General features: G+C 72.4%; 20 protein-coding genes. 11 read left to right on the top strand and 9 right to left on the bottom strand.

Annotated elements, in window-relative coordinates:
- The first annotated feature begins 17 nt into the window (after positions 1 to 17).
- Entirely contained in the window at positions 18 to 2,999 is a 2,982-nt protein-coding gene (locus tag ABD658_RS08530) for an AfsR/SARP family transcriptional regulator (RefSeq protein ID WP_344685758.1), read from the top strand.
- Here the strand turns inward: ABD658_RS08530 and ABD658_RS08525 are convergent.
- Together ABD658_RS08525 and ABD658_RS08520 are read right to left on the bottom strand one after the other, a co-directional pair.
- Positions 2,934 to 4,586, bottom strand: coding sequence for an MFS transporter (locus tag ABD658_RS08525; RefSeq protein WP_344685760.1), 1,653 nt, complete (start codon positions 4,584 to 4,586; stop codon positions 2,934 to 2,936). The genes ABD658_RS08530 and ABD658_RS08525 overlap by 66 nt on opposite strands.
- On the bottom strand, positions 4,583 to 5,233 hold the full coding sequence (locus tag ABD658_RS08520) for an NADPH-dependent FMN reductase (protein ID WP_344685762.1): 651 nt from the start codon (positions 5,231 to 5,233) through the stop codon (positions 4,583 to 4,585). Before ABD658_RS08520 ends, ABD658_RS08525 begins: the two co-directional genes overlap by 4 nt.
- A 195-nt stretch (positions 5,234 to 5,428) precedes the next feature.
- Here ABD658_RS08520 and ABD658_RS08515 point away from each other — a divergent pair, with 195 nt between their 5' ends.
- From ABD658_RS08515 to ABD658_RS08505, 3 genes are read left to right on the top strand one after another with little or no spacing between them, the layout of a single operon-like run.
- Complete coding sequence (locus ABD658_RS08515) at positions 5,429 to 6,250, top strand: class I SAM-dependent methyltransferase (RefSeq protein ID WP_344685764.1); 822 nt, start codon at positions 5,429 to 5,431, stop codon at positions 6,248 to 6,250.
- 25 nt (positions 6,251 to 6,275) lie between these two features.
- Complete coding sequence (locus ABD658_RS08510) at positions 6,276 to 7,277, top strand: RNA polymerase sigma-70 factor (RefSeq protein ID WP_344685767.1); 1,002 nt, start codon at positions 6,276 to 6,278, stop codon at positions 7,275 to 7,277.
- Positions 7,278 to 7,320: 43 nt separating this feature from the next.
- Positions 7,321 to 7,782, top strand: coding sequence for a DUF6069 family protein (locus tag ABD658_RS08505; RefSeq protein ID WP_344685769.1), 462 nt, complete (start codon positions 7,321 to 7,323; stop codon positions 7,780 to 7,782).
- Here the strand turns inward: ABD658_RS08505 and ABD658_RS08500 are convergent.
- Positions 7,737 to 8,348 carry a TetR/AcrR family transcriptional regulator gene (locus tag ABD658_RS08500; RefSeq protein ID WP_344685771.1) on the bottom strand — a complete coding sequence of 204 codons (612 nt, stop codon included), beginning with the start codon at positions 8,346 to 8,348 and terminating at the stop codon, positions 7,737 to 7,739. The genes ABD658_RS08505 and ABD658_RS08500 overlap by 46 nt on opposite strands.
- A 111-nt stretch (positions 8,349 to 8,459) precedes the next feature.
- Here ABD658_RS08500 and ABD658_RS08495 point away from each other — a divergent pair, with 111 nt between their 5' ends.
- Positions 8,460 to 8,870, top strand: a complete 411-nt coding sequence (locus ABD658_RS08495; protein ID WP_344685773.1) for a hypothetical protein — start codon at positions 8,460 to 8,462, stop codon at positions 8,868 to 8,870.
- A 95-nt stretch (positions 8,871 to 8,965) separates the two neighbouring features.
- Positions 8,966 to 9,712: a PIG-L deacetylase family protein gene (locus ABD658_RS08490; RefSeq protein ID WP_344685775.1), complete on the top strand. Its 747-nt coding sequence runs from the start codon at positions 8,966 to 8,968 to the stop codon at positions 9,710 to 9,712.
- Here the strand turns inward: ABD658_RS08490 and ABD658_RS08485 are convergent.
- Complete coding sequence (locus ABD658_RS08485; protein WP_344685777.1) at positions 9,690 to 10,310, bottom strand: hypothetical protein; 621 nt, start codon at positions 10,308 to 10,310, stop codon at positions 9,690 to 9,692. The two genes, ABD658_RS08490 and ABD658_RS08485, sit on opposite strands and share 23 nt — an antisense overlap.
- An 88-nt stretch (positions 10,311 to 10,398) precedes the next feature.
- Between ABD658_RS08485 and ABD658_RS08480 the strand changes: the two genes are divergently transcribed.
- The 3 genes from ABD658_RS08480 to ABD658_RS08470 all read left to right on the top strand — a co-directional run bounded on the left by ABD658_RS08480 (position 10,399) and on the right by ABD658_RS08470 (position 12,734).
- Positions 10,399 to 10,983: a TetR/AcrR family transcriptional regulator gene (locus tag ABD658_RS08480; RefSeq protein WP_344685779.1), complete on the top strand. Its 585-nt coding sequence runs from the start codon at positions 10,399 to 10,401 to the stop codon at positions 10,981 to 10,983.
- A 108-nt stretch (positions 10,984 to 11,091) separates the two neighbouring features.
- Positions 11,092 to 11,937: a phosphotransferase gene (locus ABD658_RS08475; RefSeq protein WP_344685781.1), complete on the top strand. Its 846-nt coding sequence runs from the start codon at positions 11,092 to 11,094 to the stop codon at positions 11,935 to 11,937.
- A 125-nt stretch (positions 11,938 to 12,062) separates the two neighbouring features.
- Positions 12,063 to 12,734, top strand: a complete 672-nt coding sequence (locus ABD658_RS08470; RefSeq protein ID WP_344685782.1) for a YqeB family protein — start codon at positions 12,063 to 12,065, stop codon at positions 12,732 to 12,734.
- A gap of 37 nt (positions 12,735 to 12,771) precedes the next feature.
- Here the strand turns inward: ABD658_RS08470 and ABD658_RS08465 are convergent, their stop codons facing one another.
- Positions 12,772 to 13,143 (bottom strand): winged helix-turn-helix transcriptional regulator, encoded by a 372-nt coding sequence (locus ABD658_RS08465; RefSeq protein ID WP_344685783.1) that lies wholly within the window; start codon positions 13,141 to 13,143, stop codon positions 12,772 to 12,774.
- Positions 13,144 to 13,198: 55 nt separating this feature from the next.
- Here ABD658_RS08465 and ABD658_RS08460 point away from each other — a divergent pair, with 55 nt between their 5' ends.
- Both ABD658_RS08460 and thpR read left to right on the top strand, forming a co-directional pair.
- A complete protein-coding gene (locus tag ABD658_RS08460; protein WP_344744281.1) occupies positions 13,199 to 14,050 on the top strand; it encodes an NAD(P)H-dependent oxidoreductase in 852 nt (283 codons plus the stop codon).
- A gap of 60 nt (positions 14,051 to 14,110) precedes the next feature.
- On the top strand, positions 14,111 to 14,758 hold the full coding sequence (thpR, locus tag ABD658_RS08455; protein WP_344685788.1) for an RNA 2',3'-cyclic phosphodiesterase: 648 nt from the start codon (positions 14,111 to 14,113) through the stop codon (positions 14,756 to 14,758).
- 54 nt (positions 14,759 to 14,812) lie between these two features.
- Here thpR and ABD658_RS08450 read toward each other — a convergent pair whose 3' ends face one another.
- Genes ABD658_RS08450 through ABD658_RS08435 form a run of 4 tightly spaced genes read right to left on the bottom strand, consistent with a single transcriptional unit; the run spans position 14,813 to position 18,791 of the window.
- Positions 14,813 to 15,409 carry a type II secretion system F family protein gene (locus ABD658_RS08450; protein WP_344685790.1) on the bottom strand — a complete coding sequence of 199 codons (597 nt, stop codon included), beginning with the start codon at positions 15,407 to 15,409 and terminating at the stop codon, positions 14,813 to 14,815.
- Positions 15,402 to 16,337 (bottom strand): type II secretion system F family protein, encoded by a 936-nt coding sequence (locus ABD658_RS08445; RefSeq protein WP_344685792.1) that lies wholly within the window; start codon positions 16,335 to 16,337, stop codon positions 15,402 to 15,404. The genes ABD658_RS08450 and ABD658_RS08445 overlap by 8 nt, the downstream gene beginning before the upstream one ends.
- Complete coding sequence (locus ABD658_RS08440; protein WP_344685794.1) at positions 16,334 to 17,641, bottom strand: TadA family conjugal transfer-associated ATPase; 1,308 nt, start codon at positions 17,639 to 17,641, stop codon at positions 16,334 to 16,336. Before ABD658_RS08440 ends, ABD658_RS08445 begins: the two co-directional genes overlap by 4 nt.
- Entirely contained in the window at positions 17,634 to 18,791 is a 1,158-nt protein-coding gene (locus tag ABD658_RS08435) for a CpaE-like family protein (protein ID WP_344685796.1), read from the bottom strand. Before ABD658_RS08435 ends, ABD658_RS08440 begins: the two co-directional genes overlap by 8 nt.
- Between the last annotated feature and the right edge of the window lie 31 nt (positions 18,792 to 18,822).

Below are 18,822 nucleotides of genomic sequence, written 5' to 3'. Positions count from 1 at the left end.
GACCTAGACTGGGGCTCATGAAGATCGAGGTCCTGGGCCCCATCCGGCTGCGGACCTCCACAGGTCAGGCGGTGGAGGTCCGCGAGCGCAAGGTCCGCGCCGTCCTGGCCGCTCTCGCCGTGGACCTGGGTGACGCCGTGCCTGCTGACACCCTGATCGATCGCGTCTGGGGCGGGGACCTCCCGGCCCACCCGACCCGTGTGCTGCAGGCCAAGCTGTCTCAGCTGCGGTCGGCTCTGGACGAGACCGAGCCCGGGGGCCGAGCCCTGCTGAGCAGCGGGCCGGGCGGCCATCGGCTCTCCACCAGCGCCCCGGCACCCGCAGCAGGAGGACCGGGAGCCACCCGGGAGACCGACAGAGGGCTCAACGTGGCGGTCGATGCCGAGGAGTTCCGGCAGCTGATCGTCCGCGCCCGCGGATCGGAGGCCCTCGCCGAGCGGACCGAGCTGCTGCGTGCGGCCCTGCAGCTGTGGCGCGGTGAGCCCTATGCGGAGCTCCGGGACGCCACCTGGCTCGCCCCGGAGATCGGACAGCTGCACGAGCTGCGGCTGGAGGCCGCCGAATCGCTGGCAGAGGCGCTGCTCGAGGCCGGTCAGGCACAGGAGTCCGTCACCGTGCTGGAGCCCCTGGCCGCGCACCATCCCCTGCGCGCCCGCCTGACCCGTGCCCTGATGCTGGCCCTGCATCGGGCGCATCGCCACCCGGACGCGCTGGGCGTCTACGAACGGCATCGACGTCACCTGGCCGAGGAGCTCGGAGCGGACCCGGATCCGGAGACCTCCCACCTGCACGTGCGCATCCTTCAGCAGGACCCCCAGCTGCAGGACCGTCCGCAGGATCGTGACTCTGCGCTGCCCCGACCCCACGCTGCGGCGCACCGCCCGGCGGCCGCGCCGACGCCACGGCTGCCGGTGTTCGCCTCGTCCTTCCTGGGCCGCACGCCCGAGCTCCGCGAGGTGGAGCTGCGACTCACCCGCGGTCCGCTGGTGACCGTCCTGGGGATCGGCGGCGTGGGGAAGACCCGCCTGGCGGTGCGTGCCGCCGAGCTGCTGACGGAGAAGTCGGGGGACGCGGCGTGGTTCGTCGACCTCAGCTCGCTCGACGCCTGCCCGCCCCCTGACACGGGTCCTGCTCGGGTCGCTCGGCTGGTTGCCGAGAGCATCGGGCTCACCCAGCTGCGCGAGGAGAGCCGGGACCTCCTCGACCGGCTGACGGCGGCCCTGCAGGCCACCGGAGGCCTGCTGCTGCTCGACAACTGCGAACACGTCGCCGATGAGGCCGCCCGCTTCGCCCACGCCGTGCTCTCCGCAGGGAACGCGCTGACGATCCTGGCCACCAGTCGAGAGCCGCTCGGGCTTCCCGGTGAGCAGCGCCTGGCGCTGACCCCGCTGTCAGCACAGGCACCCGACGACGACGCGGTCACGTTCTTCCTCGACCGGGCCCGGGCCGTCACCCCTGACCTTCCGGAGGACCCGCACACTCTGGCTGTCGTCGCCGAGCTGTGCCGACGCCTCGACGGTCTGCCCCTGGCCCTCGAGCTCGCCGCGGCCCAGACCGCCGCACTGGACCCGACGAGGCTGCTGGACCGTCTCACCGACAGGCTGGACCTGCTGAGCCGCCCCGAACGCGGGGCACCACGGCGCCAGCAGACCCTGCGCGGCATGCTGGACTGGAGCTGGTCCCTGCTGGACGAGCCGGAGCGGGTCCTGCTGCGCAGGCTGGCGGTCCATCCGGTCAGCTGGACGGTGGAGACCATCGAGTCGGTCTGCGCGGACAGCCAGGACGGACCCCTGCGATGCGCGGCCGTCGTCCCCGCACTGGTGAGCCTGGTGGACCGCAGCCTGGTGGTGGCGGAACCGACCGAACACGGCACGCGCTACCGGCTGCTGGAGTCGGTGGGCGCTTACGCGGCGGAGCAGCTGCGCCTGGCCGGCGAGCGCGAGCACATCGCCCGCCTCCATCGGGAGCACTGGCGCACCGAGATCTCCTGCGCGCAGGACCATCTGTTCTCCGCCCACGCCCGCGACTGGGTCCGCCGGATACGCGCCGAACGGGCCCATCTGCGCCACGCCTTCGCGGAGGCCGTGGCCGTCCAGGACGGAGCCGCCGCCGTCGACCTCATCCTCGCCTGGTTCTGGCACCGATGGATCACCGGGGAGACCGCAGGCCTGCTCGACGAGCTGCGGCAGGCGGCGGCCTGCCCAGGACCTCACGACGGGGCCCACGCCCAGGTGCAGGTCCTCATCGCGGTGCTGTCCGGCAGCCCCGGCGAGAGCACCGCGGACATCCTCGAGGCCCTGGACCGTCTCCGTGACCGCACCGAGAGCTCTCCGGGGGGCCCGAGCCACAGAGCGCAGCGATCCCGGCTGCAGGTCCAATGGTTCGCGGCCACCCCGCTGCTGGTCGTGCCCGAGTCCCGTGCCCGGGGGCGGCAGGTGGCGGGAGAAGCGGTGGAGGGGCTCGTCGCGCTCGGCGACCTGCCCGCGGCCGCCTTCGCCTCCACCCAGCGGGACTGGTTCCTCCTCGACGCCGGCGAACCGGCCGTCGGCATGCCGGACGGGCATGATGCCGAGCAGATCCTGCGGGAGCACGGGGACGACTACGGGCTCACGCAGGTCCTCGGGATGCGTCACATCCAGGCGGAGCGCGACGGGGATCGGGAGGTCAGCGCGGCCGCAGCCCGAGAAGCCACGGACCTGTCACGCCGGCTGGGCGCCCGCGGCGAGGAGTGCTTCTGGGAGGCCATCCAAGGACTCCACGCCCTCGACGCCGGCGACCACACCGGAGCGCACGGCCACCTGGACCGCTCCCTGGCGCTGGGGCGCACCATCGGGTCCGACATCGAGGCCGGGTTCGCCACACTCGGGCTGGCCGAGCTCGCGGCCCGCGAAGGTGACCAGGCTCGCGCGGCGGCGCTGCGGGACAGCGCGGTCTCACCCACCGCGGAACGGTGGCTCCGGCGCATCCTCAGCGAGCCGTCCGTCCTGAGCCGGTCGTGAGGCCTCCGCCCCGGCGCCCAGACCGTCGTCCACTCTCCTGTCGACGTGGTCGCCACGCATCAGTCGCCCCCAGAGCAGCACACCTGCCGCACCGAGCAGGAGGACCGCTCCGAAGACCACATACCCCGCCTGGGTCGCGACGGTCAGGCCGACGTCCGCCGCCTGGGTGAGCGCCTCAGCCTCTGCCGCAGGCAACGTGGCGGCCACCGCGGGGCCCGCACCGAAGGTCTCCGCCGCGGCGTCGACCGCGGAGGGCTCCACGTCCGAGGAGACCTCCTGACGGAGCACTCCGCGATGCACCCACAGCGCGCCGGAGCCCAACACCGCGATCGAGCTCGCGCCGCCGAGGCTCGCGGAGATCTCCTGCACCGCCGTGGCCGGACCTGTCTTCTCCAGGGGTGCGGCCCCGATGATCCGCTGGGAGAGCAGCGTCATCAGCGGGGAGACCAGCAGGGCGATGACTGTCAGCAGGACCGCCACCTCCGGTGCGGAGGCCGCCGGCAGACGGACGGCCAGCACCACACCGACCAGGCCGGCCACGAGCAGGAGGACCACAGCGAGCCCGGGCCCGCGGCGGGCCACCAGCGGAGTCGCCGCCGTGCCGACCGTGCCGGCCACGGCGGGCCCCAGCAGCACCAGCCCCGCGTCCCACGGGCTGAGCCCACGGACCACCTGCAGATGCTGAGCCATGAGCATGTCGACGAACCCGGCCCCCAGGCAGAGCAGGAACAGCACCAGGATCAGCGTGCGGAACGTCCGGCTGCGGAACAGGGCCAGGTCCAGCAGCGGATGCGCGGCCCGCCGTTGCCGTCGGATGAACAGCGCCAGCAGCACCAGGCCGGCTGCGGCCGAGAGCATCGGCGCCGGTGCCGGGCCGGCGTCGGCCATCTCCTGCATCCCGTACACCAGCGCCAGCACGGCGGCCACGGAGAGGGCGACGCTGGCGACGTCGAGGCGCACCGTCGGGTCAGCATGGTTCCGGGGCAGCAAGAACGGCCCAGAGAGCACGAGCACTCCCGCGATGGGCACATTGATCAGAAAGACCGCACCCCACCAGAAGTGCTCCAGGATGAACCCTCCGACCGCGGGTCCTGCGGCCATACCGCCGGCGAATGCGGCCATGAACAGGGCGAAGGCCACCCCGTACTGCCGCTCGTCCCGGAACGTGGTGCGGATGAGCACCAGGCCCGCCGGGGTGAAGGCGGCCGCCGCGATCCCGAGCGCCGCTCGGGCGCCGATCAGCGTCTCTGCCTCTCCGGCGAAGGCCGCCACCAGGGAGGCGAGTCCGTAGGCCGCCACAGCCCCCAGCAGCAGCCGCCGGGGGCCCACACGCTGGGTGAGCAGGCCGAAGGTGATCATCGTGGCCGCCGTCAGGAACTCGCCGATGTGCAGGATCCACAGGGACTGGGACCCCGCCGGGGCAAGATCGGCGGTGATCGCCGGCATCGCCAAGTACAGGGCGGTCACATCGGTGGCGAGCATGAACAGGGGGATGACCATGACGATGAGCCCCACCCATTGGCGGGCCGTGGCCCTGACCGGTGCCTCGCCGCCGTCGCGAGCCGCTGTCGTCTCCGCGGTGCTCATTCTGCGATCCCCTCCGGGTAGGGCCGCCGCTGGCGCGACTCCGCCAGGGAGAGCGCCCACCAGCCCAGCTGGTCCAGCATCCGGTGCGCCCAGCGGCCCATCCGTTCAGCGTCGACGGCGCGGCCGTCATGGTCGAAGCGCTCCCAGAAGTCCTGCAGCACCACGGCATCGCGCAGCGGCACCGCATGGAACTCCACGAACACGCCGCGCAGGTGTTCGATGGGCGGGAACGCCCCGAAATGACCTCCATAGGCGACGAAGCCGACTGGCTTGAGGCTCCATTCGCTGTAGAACCAGTCGATGGCGGCCTTCAGGGCCGGCGGATAGCTGCGGTTGTAGGTCGGGGTGACCACCACGAAGGCGTCAGCGCGGGCCAGTCGTTCGCCCAGCCGCCTGACGTCCTCGGGAGCCGCGGCGTCGGGATCGTTGCCGCCCAGCTGGGCGGGCAGATCGAACTCGGCCAGGTCGATGAGGTCGACGTCGAATTGGCCGTGGGTCCCTGCTTCGGCCGCGAACCACCCGGCCGGCGTGGGGGCGAACCTGTCCGGCCGGGTGCTGCCGATGATCACCGCCAGCCGCGGCAGCCCGGGGGCGTCCTGGTCCGTGATACGGCCGGTGGTCGCGGTGCTCTGGTCGGTGACGGTCATGATCTCCTCCTGATCAGTGGTGTGCCTGTGCCACCGATCCTGGAGCGCCCCCGCTCCGACTCCGCTCCGGTTCTGCTCCGGTTCTGCTCCGGGGTGCTCCGGGGCGCTCCGGGGCGCTCTCCGCCCCGCACCTTCAGCGCCCGACTGAGCCGTCAGACGTTCCGCGTCCGGGGGCGCCCGGCTAGGCTCCGGTCCATGACGTCATCGCATCCTCCCCTGTCAGCCGACGAGGCCACTCGTGGTCCCAGCAGCCAGCTGTGGGATGCGCACACGGCCGTACGCTATGACGACACGCTCGGGTGGATGGGCACGCCGGAGGCTGTGGAGCCCGCCGTCGACCTGCTGGAACAGTTGGCGGACGGCGGCACCGCTCTCGAGTTCGCCGTGGGGAGCGGGCGGATCGCCGTTCCCCTGGCCGCCCGTGGGGTCCCCGTCCACGGCATCGAGCTCTCGGAGCCGATGGTGGAGCAGCTGCGCGCCAAGGCCGACGCCGAGAGGATCCCGGTGACCGTGGGCGACATGGCCACCGCACATGTCCCGGGCCGGTTCAGCCTGGTGTACCTGGTGTACAACACGATCTCGAACCTGCTCACCCAGCAGGAGCAGGTCGCCTGCTTCCGCAACGCGGCCCGCCACCTGATGCCGGGCGGCCGCTTCGTGGTGGAGCTGGGCGTCCCACCGCTGCGTCGGCTGCCTCCCGGTCAGCTGACCTGCCCTTTCGACGTCTCTGAGGAGCACCTGGGCTTCGACGTCATCGACCCGGTCACCCAGCGGCTGACCTCCTACCACCACTGGCCTCGGCGCGGCGAGCAGGGGCGCAGCGAGCAGCGCTACGCCTGGCCCGCCGAGCTGGACCTGATGGCCCAGATGGCCGGGATGGAATTGGAACGACGCACCGCCGACTGGCACGGCGCGGAGTTCACCGCAGACTCGGAGCAGCACATCTCCGTCTGGCGCCTCCCCCTCGGGGCTGCGGAGAGCCCTGACCCCGCCGCGCAGACCACCCGGGCCCCCTGAGGGCACGTCAGCACGAGGAGGACCCATGGGGACGCAGCACCAGCGCACCGAGGAGTTCACCGAGCTCCGTCCACTGCTGTTCTCCCTGGCCTACCGGATCTTGGGCAGCGCCGCCGAGGCGGAGGACGTGCTCCAGGACGCCTGGCTGCGCTATGCGCGCACCGACGCCGTCGTAGAGACGCCGCGCGCCTTCCTGACCACTGTGGTCACCCGGCTCGCCGTGGACGTGCTGCGGTCCTCCCGGATCCAGCGCGAACACTATGTGGGGCATTGGCTGCCGGAGCCTGTCCTGACCGATCACGACGCCGACCCCGCCGCGGCGGCCGAGCGGGACGAGTCGATCTCCATGGCGTCGCTGCTCCTGCTGGAGCGGCTGAGTCCCCTGGAGCGCGCGGTCTACGTGCTGCGGGAGGTGTTCTCTCTCGACTACGCCGACATCGCCGAGACCGTGGAGCGCTCCGAGGCGGCGTGTCGGCAGCTGGCCGCCCGCGCCAGGAAGCACATGGCCCTGCCCCGCCCCCGCTACGCCGCCGACCCTCGGACCCGGCAGGAGCTCACCCGTCGGTTCATCGCCGCCTTCCAGCACGGTGATCTGGACGAGCTGCGGGAGCTCCTCACCGCGGAGGTCATCATGGTCGGCGACGGCGGCGGCAAGGCTCCGTCCGTGCCGCATCCGGTGTCCGGCCGGGACAAGGTGGCCCGCCTGCTGGCCTCGGTCGGCGCGCCGATGACCGCGATCGGGGTTCACCTGGAGCCTCGGGAGATCAACGGGTCCGCCGGCCTGCTGACCCGCACCGAGCACGGCGAGATCGTCAACGCGGTCATCCTGGAGATCTCGGAGGACGGCGTGGAGATGATCCGTGCGGTGAGCAATCCGGACAAGCTCCGCCACCTGGGTCCGATCAGCGACATCTGGCGACTCAAGGAGGAGTTCCAGCAGGCTCGGGCGTCCCAGCGTGAGGCGTCGATGCCACAGCGCGGGGCGCCGATGTCACAGCGACCGCGCCCCGATCGTCCTGAAGGGTGAGGAGGCAGGACCCGCCTGCCGCCGCACTCTCGAGGAGGACGTCATGAGCACCTCGTCCGGCCGAAGCTCAGAGCTCCGGCGCCCGCTGCCCACCCTCGGCGCCGTCGTCGTGCTGGTCGCCACACTGCTGAACCTCGGCGTGTTCTTCACCGCCCACGCCCTGGGCGCCTCCCTGCGGCTGGATCCGCTGGGGCAGGAGCCGGGCCACCTGCTCCGGTGGGTCGACGTCGCGTGGAAGACCGCCCTGCCGCTGGCGATCGGCATCGGCCTGGTGGCCCTGCTGCGCCGCTCGCGCAGGGGTCTGCTCGTGCTGCTGGTCGCCGTGCTGATCGTCTTCGGACCCACCAGCGCCGTGCCGCCGTCGGTCGCCCATGACGGGATCACGGCGGCCGCGCTGGCGCTGCTGCACCTGATCCCGCTGGCGGCGTTCACCGTGGTGGCGCTGCGCGTGCGCTCGGCTCAGCCGGCCACCAGACCGCGGGCGGCGCGCAGCGTGGCCACATAATCGCGACCGCGGGCGTCCGCGTCCCCGGGCACGAGGCCGGTGAGCTCCAGGCTGACCAGCCCGTGGGCCAGCGCCCAAAGCCGCAGGGCAGCGCGCCCGGCAGGGTCCAGATCTGGGCTGGAACCCGGCTCACCGGACTCGTCCTGCGGCAGGCCCATGGCGCGGGCGACGGCGGCGCGCAGCACCTGGAACGTCGGGGAGGCCGGCGTCTCCGGGCGGGAGAGGCCTTCGCCGAGGGACTCGAACATGACCCGGTAGAAGTGCGGGTCAGCCAGGGCGAACTCCCGGTAGGCCACGCCCAGGGCCAGCAGGTCCATCCCGGGGTCGTCGGTGCGCTCGACGGCGGCGAGCACGGCGCCGAAGCGGCGGAAGCCTTCCTCCACCACGGCCTGGATGAGCGCCTCGCGTCCGCCGAAGAGTGAATAGACCGCGGCGGTGGTGGTGTGGGACGACCGGGCCACGGATCGCAGCGAGAGCCCCTGGGCTCCGGAATCGGCGATGACCTGCGATGCTTCCTCCAGCAGGCGGGTCCTGACGGTCTCATCGTGGGTGCGGGGCCGGGCCATGGCAGGAGTCTACCCTTGACACCAGGTTTTCTCACATCGTTATATAACAGTGTCATGAAACTGACGGGCCTTCACGCCCGACCCAGCCCAGCCTCCCGATCGGAGACGACCATGCTCGAGCTCTCCCCCGCCGCCCAGACCACCGCCGGCATCGTCATCCTCGCGGCGATCACCGTGACCACCGGCGGCCATTTCCTCACCAAGGTGGTCCGCGGGCAGGTCCCCGCCACCGACCTGCAGGTCTCCTTCTTCCGAGCCGGGCACGCCCATGCCGCCAGCCTGATCATGCTGGGGCTGATCTGCCTGCTGCTCGCGGAGGCCACCGGACTCACGGGCGCCTGGCAGTGGCTGGCCCGGACCGGCGTGCTCATCTCCGCGATCCTGATGCCGGCCGGATTCTTCCTCTCGGCCCTGGGCCCGGGCCGCACCGAGCCGAACCGGCTGATCGTGCTGCTGTGGATCGGTGCGGGCTTCCTCGTCGCCGGCCTGGCCACTCTCGGGATCGGACTGCTGGCCACCTGATCACGCGTCCCGGAACGGCTCCGGCCCGACAGGGGCGGGCGCGCCTCGGCCGCGCACCGGTGACCCGGCCGGCGTCGCTGACTACCCTGGCCCGCATGGACACCACCGCGGACCAGACCCTGCCGTTCTACGACGACGCCTCACTGAGCCATGTGCTGTGCGTGGTCGCCCACCCGGACGACCTCGAGTACGGGGCCTCGGCTGCTGTCGCCCGCTGGACGGCCCGCGGGGTGAAGGTCTCCTATCTGCTGCTCACCGCTGGAGAGGCCGGGATGCGGGACCGGGACCCGGAGGAGGTCGCCGAACTGCGGGCCGAGGAGCAGCGGCGGGCCTGCGCCATCGTGGGAGTCGAGGACCTGGTGATCCTGGACCTGCCCGACGGCATGCTGCAGGCGGACCTGGAGACCCGGAGGCAGATCGCCCGCCGGATCCGGCAGGTGCGGCCCGACGTCGTCGTCACCCAGCCCTGGGAGCTTGAGGTCGGCTGGGGACTGAATCATGCCGACCACCGGGCCGCCGGCATCGCGACGGTGGACGCCGTGCGTGACGCCGACAACCCCTGGGTGTTCCGTGAGCTGCTGGAGCAGGAACGCCTGGAGCCCTGGGGCGCGAAGGAGCTGATCGTCGTCGGCGGGGAGCCCACGCACCTGGTGGACGTCACCGGGGAACCCCTGGAGAAGGGCATCGCCTCCCTGGAGGCCCATGAGCAGTACCTCGCCGCACTGGGCGGAGAGTTCGACGTGCGCGGCATGCTGGAGGGGTTCACCGCCGACCTCGGGGCAGCCTCCGGCATCGACGGCGTCACCCACGCCCTGGGCGTCACGGTCCATCCGATGGGCTGAGGGCGCGAGAAGGACCCACAGTCGGACGCGAGCTGTGCGCGGCGATCAGCTCGCCGACCAGAGCGGACCCCAGGAAGAACACGGCACTCACCACGCCGAAGGAGATCCAGACGAGCACACCGACCTCAGGATCGATGATGCCGACGGCGCGACGGTGGACCCAGAGGAGCGTAGCGGCCAGGGCAGCCATGGCCAGCAGCCAGGCCGGAGCCCGCCGACGTCGAGCGGCCAGCACGAGGATCGCCAGCATGGGCGGAAGCGTGAGACCGAACGCGTAGTCGGTGACGACAGCGACCCCGTACGCCGTGGTGCTGATCCATGCGGCCGTGGTGGGCCATCGAGACAGCCCGAGCATCGGCAGGCAGACCGCGGCGAGCAGGAACCAGGCGGCGAGTCCCCCCGAACGCGTCGGCCCCCAACCCTGACCGAAGGCGACGGGATCACTGCCGAGGTCGCCGAGGAACGCCAGCACTTCGACGAGGACCACCGCCACCGCCGCGAGGGGAATGAGTCGACGCCTCAGCAGAGCACCGCCGCCCTCTCGACGCCGCTCGACCCGGTGGCGGCGAGGTCCGACACCCACCTCCGACCCGTCCATGGGGATCTCCCTTCGTGTCGACACCACACACCACGAGGCAGTGAGTAAGTATTCACTCACCCCTTCGGTCGACCAGTATGCTGGCCCCATGGTGAGAAGTCCAGAGCAGGGGCACCCTCGACCCGCCCGCGAGCGCATCCTCGACGCCGCCGCCCAGGTGATGCGCGAGGACGGCCTGGTGCGCGCCACCACGAAGCTCATAGCCCGCACTGCGGGGTGCTCCGAAGCGCTGCTGTACAAGCACTTCCCCGACAAACGAGACCTCTTCCTGGCCGTGCTCCAGGAACGCTCCCCCCGGCTCACCCCGGCAGGGCCCGACGACGGCGACGCCCGCGAGCGCCTCTGCGCGATCACCTCCCGACTTCTGGAGTTCTACGCGCAGAACTTCCCGATGGCGGCCGCGCTCTTCGGCGATCGGGGCCTCCTCACGCTCCACCGGGATGCCCTGGCTGCCCGGGGCGCCGGACCCCGGGCGCCGTCTGCAGCGGTGGCCGACCTGCTGACCACCGAGATCTCCCGAGGGGGCGTCTCCCCCGAAGTGGACCCGGACGCAGCCGCCCAGCTGCTGGTCGGCGCGGCGTTCCACGAGGCCTTCCTCGCCGCCTACGAGGACCGACCGCTCGACGACCCCCGGGCCACTGCCGCGCGCCTCGTCTCGGCGCTGCGGCTCTGACCTCATGCGAGGCCGACCTGAGGCGGCGCTGACTCGATGCCGCACTGACCGATGCGGCACTGACCTGACGTGGCGCGTGCCTGCGCCTGACGACGAACGGACGGACCCATGACGGACACCCCGCACCTGAGGGAGGCGCACGACGTCGCCGGACTTCCCCCTGCGGTCCTCGAGCGGCTCGGCCGCTCCGCCGAGCTGGTGTGGACCAATGAGCTCGGCGGACGGACGTTCCGGCTCGACGGCGGGGCACGGTACCTGAAGTGGCAGCCGCATGACGGGCTCTCCTCCGCGCTGCTGGCCGACGTCGACCTGCCCGAGGAGGCACGCCGGCTGGACTGGGCCGGCCGATTCCTCACCGTGCCGCAGGTGCTGGATGTCGGGACGGTGCCGGACGTCGAGGCCGTGCCGGACGTCGAGGCCGTGCCGGACGTCGAGGCCGTGCCGGACGTCGAGGCCGTGCCGGAGTCTCCCGAGGTCGATGACGGCGCCTCCCAGGATGCTGGCACCTTCGGAGCCTGGCTGCTCACCGCGGGCCTGCCGGGAGAGAACCCGCTGGCTGGCGGCTGGACGGCGGACCCGGCCAGGGCCGTGCCGGCCATCGCACGGGGCCTGCGGCGACTTCACGAGGCCCTTCCCGTGGAGGACTGCCCGTTCACCTGCCGGTGGCTGGACGGGCGGCTGGCCGACGCCCCTGAGCCGGAGCGGCTGGTGGTCTGCCACGGTGACCCGTGCGTGCCGAACACACTGCTGGACTCCGACGGCCAGGCGATCGCCCATGTGGACCTCGGCGCGCTGGGCGTGGCCGACCGGTGGGCCGACCTGGCGATCGCCTCGATGAGCATCAGCTGGGACGTCAACTTCGGCCCCGGCCACGACGACCTGTTCTTCGACGCCTACGGGGTGGAGCCGAATGCGGAGCGGATCAGGTTCTACCGTTCGCTCTGGGAGGGCTGAGGGAACCGTCGACCCTTGGAGACCCGTGGACGCCAGGAGGACAATGGACCCACGAGCTGTCCCCACGGGAGAGGAGGCCGACGATGTGCCCGACGACACCATCCCCGACGACGCCGGAAGCACCCGTGACCGTGCGCCTGCGGTCCCGCCTGGTCCTGGCCTTCACCGTGGCCGGGGCCGCCATGGGAGGCCTGGTCGCGATGGCGATCGGCCCGACGGCGGCCTGGCTCATGACCCGGATGGACTCTCCGGCGGCCCTGGTGGAGATGATGGACCAGGTGCGCCTGATCTGGTCGGTCCCAGTTCTCATGGTCCTGGGTGCCGTGATCGGTCTGTGGGTCTCCTCGGCTCGGGACCGGCGGGTAGGACGGCTGACGATCGACTCCCAGACCGTGACCGTGGACCGCCCGGAAGGGCCGGCGGCGTTCCAGCACCGGGACATCACCGAGGCCTTCCTGGACGACGCAGACCTGGTGCTGCTGGGCCGCGCCGGGCACGAGCTCGCCCGCACCCCGGCGGAGGACGGGCTGGCCTCCGAGCTGAAGGAGGCCTTCACCATGTTCGGCCTACCCTGGTCCGGCACCACCGATCCCCGCGATGTGGAGTTCCACCCGTGGGTCGACCACAGCCAGGAGCTTGACGCCGAACTGCACGCGATGCTGCGGGACCGACGGCGCGCACTCGAGACCGGGGATGCCGCCCAGGCTGAGGTCCTACGCGATCAGCTGGCCGCCCACGGGGTGATGGTCCGAGACCGAGCGGGGGGCCAGCAGCAGATCCGGATCCTGCCGGCGTGAGGCCGGCGGGTTCGTTCTCCTGGTCGGCGCGATGTGCTCATGCCGAGCGGCTGCTGCCGCGCCCCTGGAGCGGGTCGGCGGCGAGTCGAGCGGCATAGTCCGCGCCCCAGCTGTCCATGGCCTCGACGATCGGGGCGAGAGTTCCGCCCAGGGCCGTCAGGGAGTACTCCACTCGAGGCGGCACTTCTGCATGGACGTCGCGGTGGACGACTCCGTCCTCCTCCAACTCGCGCAGGGCACGGGTGAGCGTCTTGCGGTTCGCCGCCGGAACGCGCCGGCCCAGCTGACCGAAGCGCAGCGGGCCGGCGGTCAGGTGTTTGACCAGCGTGAGCTTCCAGGTGCCGCCGAGGATCGAGACCGCCACCTCCACGGGGCAGACCTCGGCGGCGCGTCGGACGGGGAGGCGCATCACAGGCTCCGATCGGCAGAAGGACACGGCACCGTGGTTCCCGTTAGGGACAAGAATGTCCGTACTGGTGCTTCTCACCCTAGCGGAGCAGACTGCTCCTATGTCAGATCCGTCGCCTTCGTCCTCCTCCGTGTCTGGTCGCACTGTGTTGTGGGTCAGCGCCCATCCTGAGCCGGAGTCGCTGACCGGACGGCTCCGGCGTGACGGCATCGCGGCGCTCCATCGGCACGGACACACCGTGACCCAATCCGATCTCTACGCCATGGGCTGGGATCCTGTGGTGCGCGCGGAGAACCTGGACCGGCGAGGCACCGACGCCCCGGTGCGCGTCACAGCGGCGGGGCGGCGCGCCCAGCTCGAGGGCGCACAGTGCGACGATGTGGCCGCAGAGCAGGAGAAGCTGCGCGGCGCCGATGCCGTCATCGTGCAGTTCCCCCTCTGGTGGTACGGAATGCCAGCCATGCTGAAGGGTTGGTTCGACCGGGTCTTCGTCTCAGGATTCGCCTTCGGGACCGACCCCGTCACCGGGCGCCGACTCCGCTTCGAGCAGGGCCCCTTCCGGGGCACCCGCGCCTTGGTGGTGACCACGCTGGGGGACCGTCCGGCCTCGATCGGCCCGCGGGGGAAGAGCGGCGAGCTCCACGAGCTGCTGTTCGGTCTGCTCCACGGCACCTTCGCCTACACGGGCATGGCACCTCTGTCTCCATGGGCACTGCCCAGTGCTGACTTCACGGACTCCGAGTCCTACGCTGCGGCGGCGCAGTCGCTGGCACGTCGCCTCGAGGGGATCTTCGACGAGGCCCCGCTGCCCTACCGGGAGCAGTTCACCGGTGACTACACCGACCAGTGGGAGCTCCAGCCCGACGTACGTCCCGGCGAGACCGGGCTCTCCGTGCATCTGCGCTGAATCCTCTGGTGGCGTCCCCCTGGCCTTTCCTCGGACGGCACGCCAGGGCATGCTGACCTCATGAGGCTCTTCGTGTCGCTGACCCCGCCGCCGGAGGTGCTGGACCATCTGGACAACGCCCTGGAATCGGTGCGGGCCCTGGTTCCCCTGGAGACCGGACACGGTCCCCCCGCGCTGCGCTGGGTGCCGGAGGAGCTGCGCCACATCACCGTGGCCTTCTTCGGAGAGCGCCCGGCTGGTGCGGTGGAGGAGCTCCGGGACGCGCTCGGCGTCGTGATGGAGGAGTGTCCTCCCCTGGAGCTTCGGCTGCGCGGGGCAGGCGTGTTCTCCTCCCGGACGCTGTGGGCCGGCGTCCAGGACCTGGCGCCTGCCGCCCACAGCCGCCGCAACGGCCCCCTGACGGACCTCATGGCGGCCTGCGAGCGCGCCGGTCGAGCGGCAGGTTCCACCGTGGAGCGCCCGGAGCGGCGACGAGCGCACCTCACCCTGGCCCGAGCCCGGGGTCGTGCGGGGAACGGCAGAGGGCGGCACCGCGGACCGGGAGCCGACGCCGCCGAGCAGCTGCATCGGCTGGCCGAGGCCCTGGCCGTCTATGAGGGTCCGCCCTGGAGCGTGGACGAGGCACAGCTGATGCTCTCCGAGCTCGGGGCTGGCCCGGGCGGCGGACCGCGGCATGAGACGCTCGCCCGGCTGCCGAGGGGCGGCTGACCGCTCGCCCCGGGGCCGCCCGCCCCGGTTCGCCCACCGGCCGGATCTGGGCACTCACAGGCTGAACACCTGCGGCAGCAGCCCGAGCAGCACCGGCACCACGCCGAGCAGAATGAACGCGGGCAGAAAGCAGGCCCCCAGCGGCATCACCATCTTCACTCCGAGCTCCTCGGCGCGTCGCTGGGCCTCATGACGACGTCGCCGCCGCAGCTGCTGCGCCCCGGCCTGCAGCAGCTCAGCCGTGGGAGCTCCGGTGGCGTGGGCGAAGGAGAGCTGCGCACCGAGCTCCGCCAGCTCCCGGCCCTGTCCGGACCATGCCTCCTCCCATCCGGCACCCGCCACCAGGGCGCGGTGGACCGTCGCGAGCGGCTCCGCCCCGGGAACTGTCCGGGCCAGCCGGTCCAGGGCGGCCTCGACACCGACCCCAGAGGTCAGCAGCGCGGCGGTCAGATCCAGCAGCATCGCGGCATCCGGGGCAGTCCGCAGCTCCTCCACCGCTGGGCCTTCAGCGGTGATGCCGGCAGCGATCCGCGACGGTCCCGGCTCCCGCCCCGGACCCGCATCGGGCAGGCGCGGGGCCGGAGGGACCATCAACAACGCCGCAGCCGCTGCCAGGAGGATGCTCGGGGCCGTCGTCAGCAGCTCATGCATGGCTCTCCACCGCCTGGATCATCCGTCGGCTCCACAGCATCCCGAGCACCATCAGAACAGCCCCCGCCACGAGGCAGGCGATCCCCAGGGCGCTGCCCACCAGCACCGCGACCGCATCCGCACCGATGAGCTGGCCGACCAGGACGCCGCCCAGCGGCAGCCCCGCGAGGACCCGCTGGGTCAGACGCGGCCCGGCCGCGGCGGAGGCTATCGCCGCGGCGGCCTCGCCGTCGTCGTCGAGAGTGGCGGCCAGCTCCTCCACCAGGCGGGACAGTGGAGCTCCGGTCTCCTCGGAGAGCCTCAGCAGCCCGGCAAGACGGCCGACGACGTCGAGCAGCCTCTGGTCTTCACGCCGCGAGCCGGTGACCCAGGATCGGACCGGACCTCGCCGCCCGCCTGTCCGTCCCCACCGGCGGGGCCCCGCTGAATGGGAACCTCGCGCAGACCCCGTCCCGGCGGCCCTCCCGTGCGTGAGCCGGGCCTGCAGTTCGCCGGCGAATCGTTCGAGTCCGTCTGCGGCACCCCTGCCCATGCGGTCGGCGGCCGCGGCCCGGGCGCACACCTGAGCCAGGGGGTGCGCGCCGCGGGTCGCCACCCCGGCCGCCGGTCCCGAGGAACTTCCCCGATCGGCCATCGCCCATCTCCGGGCCAGATCGTCCCAGACCCGGCCAGGCCCGCGTCCCGACTGCAGCAGGGCGGCGAGCTGCCTGAGCAGCATCGCGGACTCTCGGACCACGTCTGCACCCCGCGCCCGTCCGGTGAGCCGCCCCCGGACGCCGTCGAGGAGTCCGCGCACCCGTCTGATCGGGCCCGGCATCGGCCCGGCGGCCTCTCCGACGATCTCCGGCGCGGCGGCCCCCGGCAGGAGCAGCAGGACGGTTCCGGCCGCGAGCGTCCCCGCAGAGACCAGCAGGACGGCATCGATCATCTCGACCCCTGCGACGCGTCGTACGACCGGGGCTGCCTTGTCCCGTGAAGGCTTTCCGCGGCTCCGCTGCGCGCAGCGAGCTCCTCCCAGGCCGGCCCCCGCCTCACCTCACCGGCTCCCGGCAGAGGGCCTTCCATGCTGAGGGCGGGCTCCATGTGCAGGCGACCCTGCCGCTGCCGCACCACGGAGGCCGCCACGGGCATCCGCCGGCCTCCGCGCCGCTCGACATGGACGACCACATCCAGGGCGGCCGCCACCTGCAGCGCCACCGCCTCCGGAGGCATGCCCGCCAGCGCGCCCATGGCGGCCAGCCGAGCCGGGACGGCGTCGGGGGAGTTGGCGTGCACCGTGCCGGCTGCCCCGTGGTGCCCGGTGTTCATGGCAGCCAGAAAGTCGCGCAGCTCCGCGCCGCGACATTCACCGACGATGAGCCGATCGGGCCGCATCCGCAGCGTCTGGCGGACCAGGTCGCCCATCTCGATGCGTCCGGCGCCCTCCACGTTGCCGGCCCGACCCTGCAGATGGACGACGTGCGGGTGGTCCGGGACCATCTCGGCGGTGTCCTCGACGATGAGGATCCTCTCCTGTGGGGGAGCCTCACCGAGCATGGCGGCCAGCAGGCTCGTCTTTCCGGAGCCGGTGGCCCCGGAAATCAGCACGTTCAGCCGGGCGCCGACGATGCCCCGGATGAGCTCCAGCCAGATCCGCGGTCCGTGCCACTGCCGGGCGAGGTCATCGAGACCGGCCTGCGCCGCGCGGGAGATCCGCACGGAGATCAGCGTCCCCTCGACCGCCACCGGCGGGATCACGGCATGGATGCGGCAGGGTCCCAGGCGACCGTCGGCGCAGGGGTGGCCCTCGTCCAACCGCCCGCCGGAGAGGGAGATGAGCCGCCGCGCCAAGCCCCGTGCCTGCTCCTCCGAGTCGAGCCGCACGCCGGTGTCGGCGAGCCCCTCGACTCCGTCGACCCAGACGCGCCGCCGGCCGTCCACCAGCACGTCGGTGACTCCGGGACTGTCCACGAAACGCTGCAGCGGCCCCATCCCGACCAGTTCGTCCCGCAGGGATCCCACCAGGCGACGCGTGGTCTCAGCGCCCAGGGCGACCCCGGAGTCCCGCACCGCCTCAGCGATCCGGGCCGCGGTCAGCGGCTCGGTGCCCGCCGTGAGCTCCTCGCGGAGCCGGCCCTGCAGTTCCTCCAGGCCACCGTCCCGCGGCGGCCCCTGGCGTCGCGCGTCCCCGGCCCTGGAGCCTCCTGACCGCGATCCGATGGCCAGCGGCGGTCGATGGCTCCTATCAGGCATCCCGGCCACCTCCGCCCATCCTCCGGACGACGGCGTCAGGCCCCTGGGTCCCCACACCGACAGCCTCCAACAGCGCCTGCGCGAAGGACGCGCCCCGTCGGCTGCGCAGCACCTCGTAGGCCTCCCCGAACTCTTCTGCCCGCCGCAGCCACCGCTGCTCGGCGAGCTCGGCGGCCACCGGGATCCCCAGACGACGGGTCAGCTCCGCGGCCGTGATCCCTCCGCGGGCGGCGCCGTTGATCACCAGGGACCAGTCCACGTCATGGCCGCGCAGCGGCATCTCCGCGACGGCCGCCGCGCCGCGTGCGGAGGGCTCGGTCACCAGCAGTCCCGCCTCCGGCGCTCCCCCGAGGGCCTCCAGCACGCCCGGGCGTCGCGCGGCGTCGACCACCACCAGGTCCACGGCACGCCGAGCGGCGGTGACCACCGCCGCCAAGGCTCGGGGACCGGCGTCATCCTCGGAGGCCTCCCCGGTGAGCAGCGAGATCCCGTCCACCTCGGCGAGCGCAGCGGTGAGCTGGGCCGCCGAAAGGGGACCGTCGAGCGCATCGAGCTCCTCCCAGTCCAGGGCGCTCGACGCCCCGGTGAGCACTCCGGCGCGTCGGGCCTGCTCCCGCAGGGCACGCAGCCCGCTGCCGGCCCCGGCGTCGGCGTCCAGCAGCAGCACTCCCATCCCGCGGGCAGCCGCCTCGGCGGCCGTCAGATAGGCGACCGTGGAGGATCCGACGCCGCCCAGGGCACCCAGCACGGTCACCACGCGCCCGGGCAGTCGGTCCATGACCTGGGCGGCCAGATGGTCGACGAGCCACTGCTCCCCGGCCGGCAGGGGCACAGGCCGCAGAGGGGGATGCTCAGCGGCCAGGGCCCAAGAGTCTGCACAGCTTCCTTCGCCGATGACGAGCAGAACCTCTTCGCGTCTGCTCTCCGGCGGCGGGGCGTCCGGTCCGCACAGCACCGCCGCCCACTGGCGGTTGGGCGCCTCCTGCCAGGTGGAGCAGGTCTCCAGGCGGGCGCCGACGACCGCGGCCAGCAGGGCCACGTCGTCGCAGAGGGCCGGTTCGTCGGTGACCAGCAGCAGCGAGGGATCCTCCGTCTCGGCGCCGACCGGCGGAACGGAGGGACGGGGACGATCGGACCTGAGCAGCGGCATGGCCCCAGCATCTCGGGCGGCACGGCAGACG

It is taken from the genome of Nesterenkonia aethiopica (genome assembly GCF_039534665.1).
GTDB lineage: Bacteria > Actinomycetota > Actinomycetes > Actinomycetales > Micrococcaceae > Nesterenkonia > Nesterenkonia aethiopica.
Note: the sequence above shows the minus strand (reverse complement) of the source record. Positions and strands in the feature narration are given on the sequence as shown.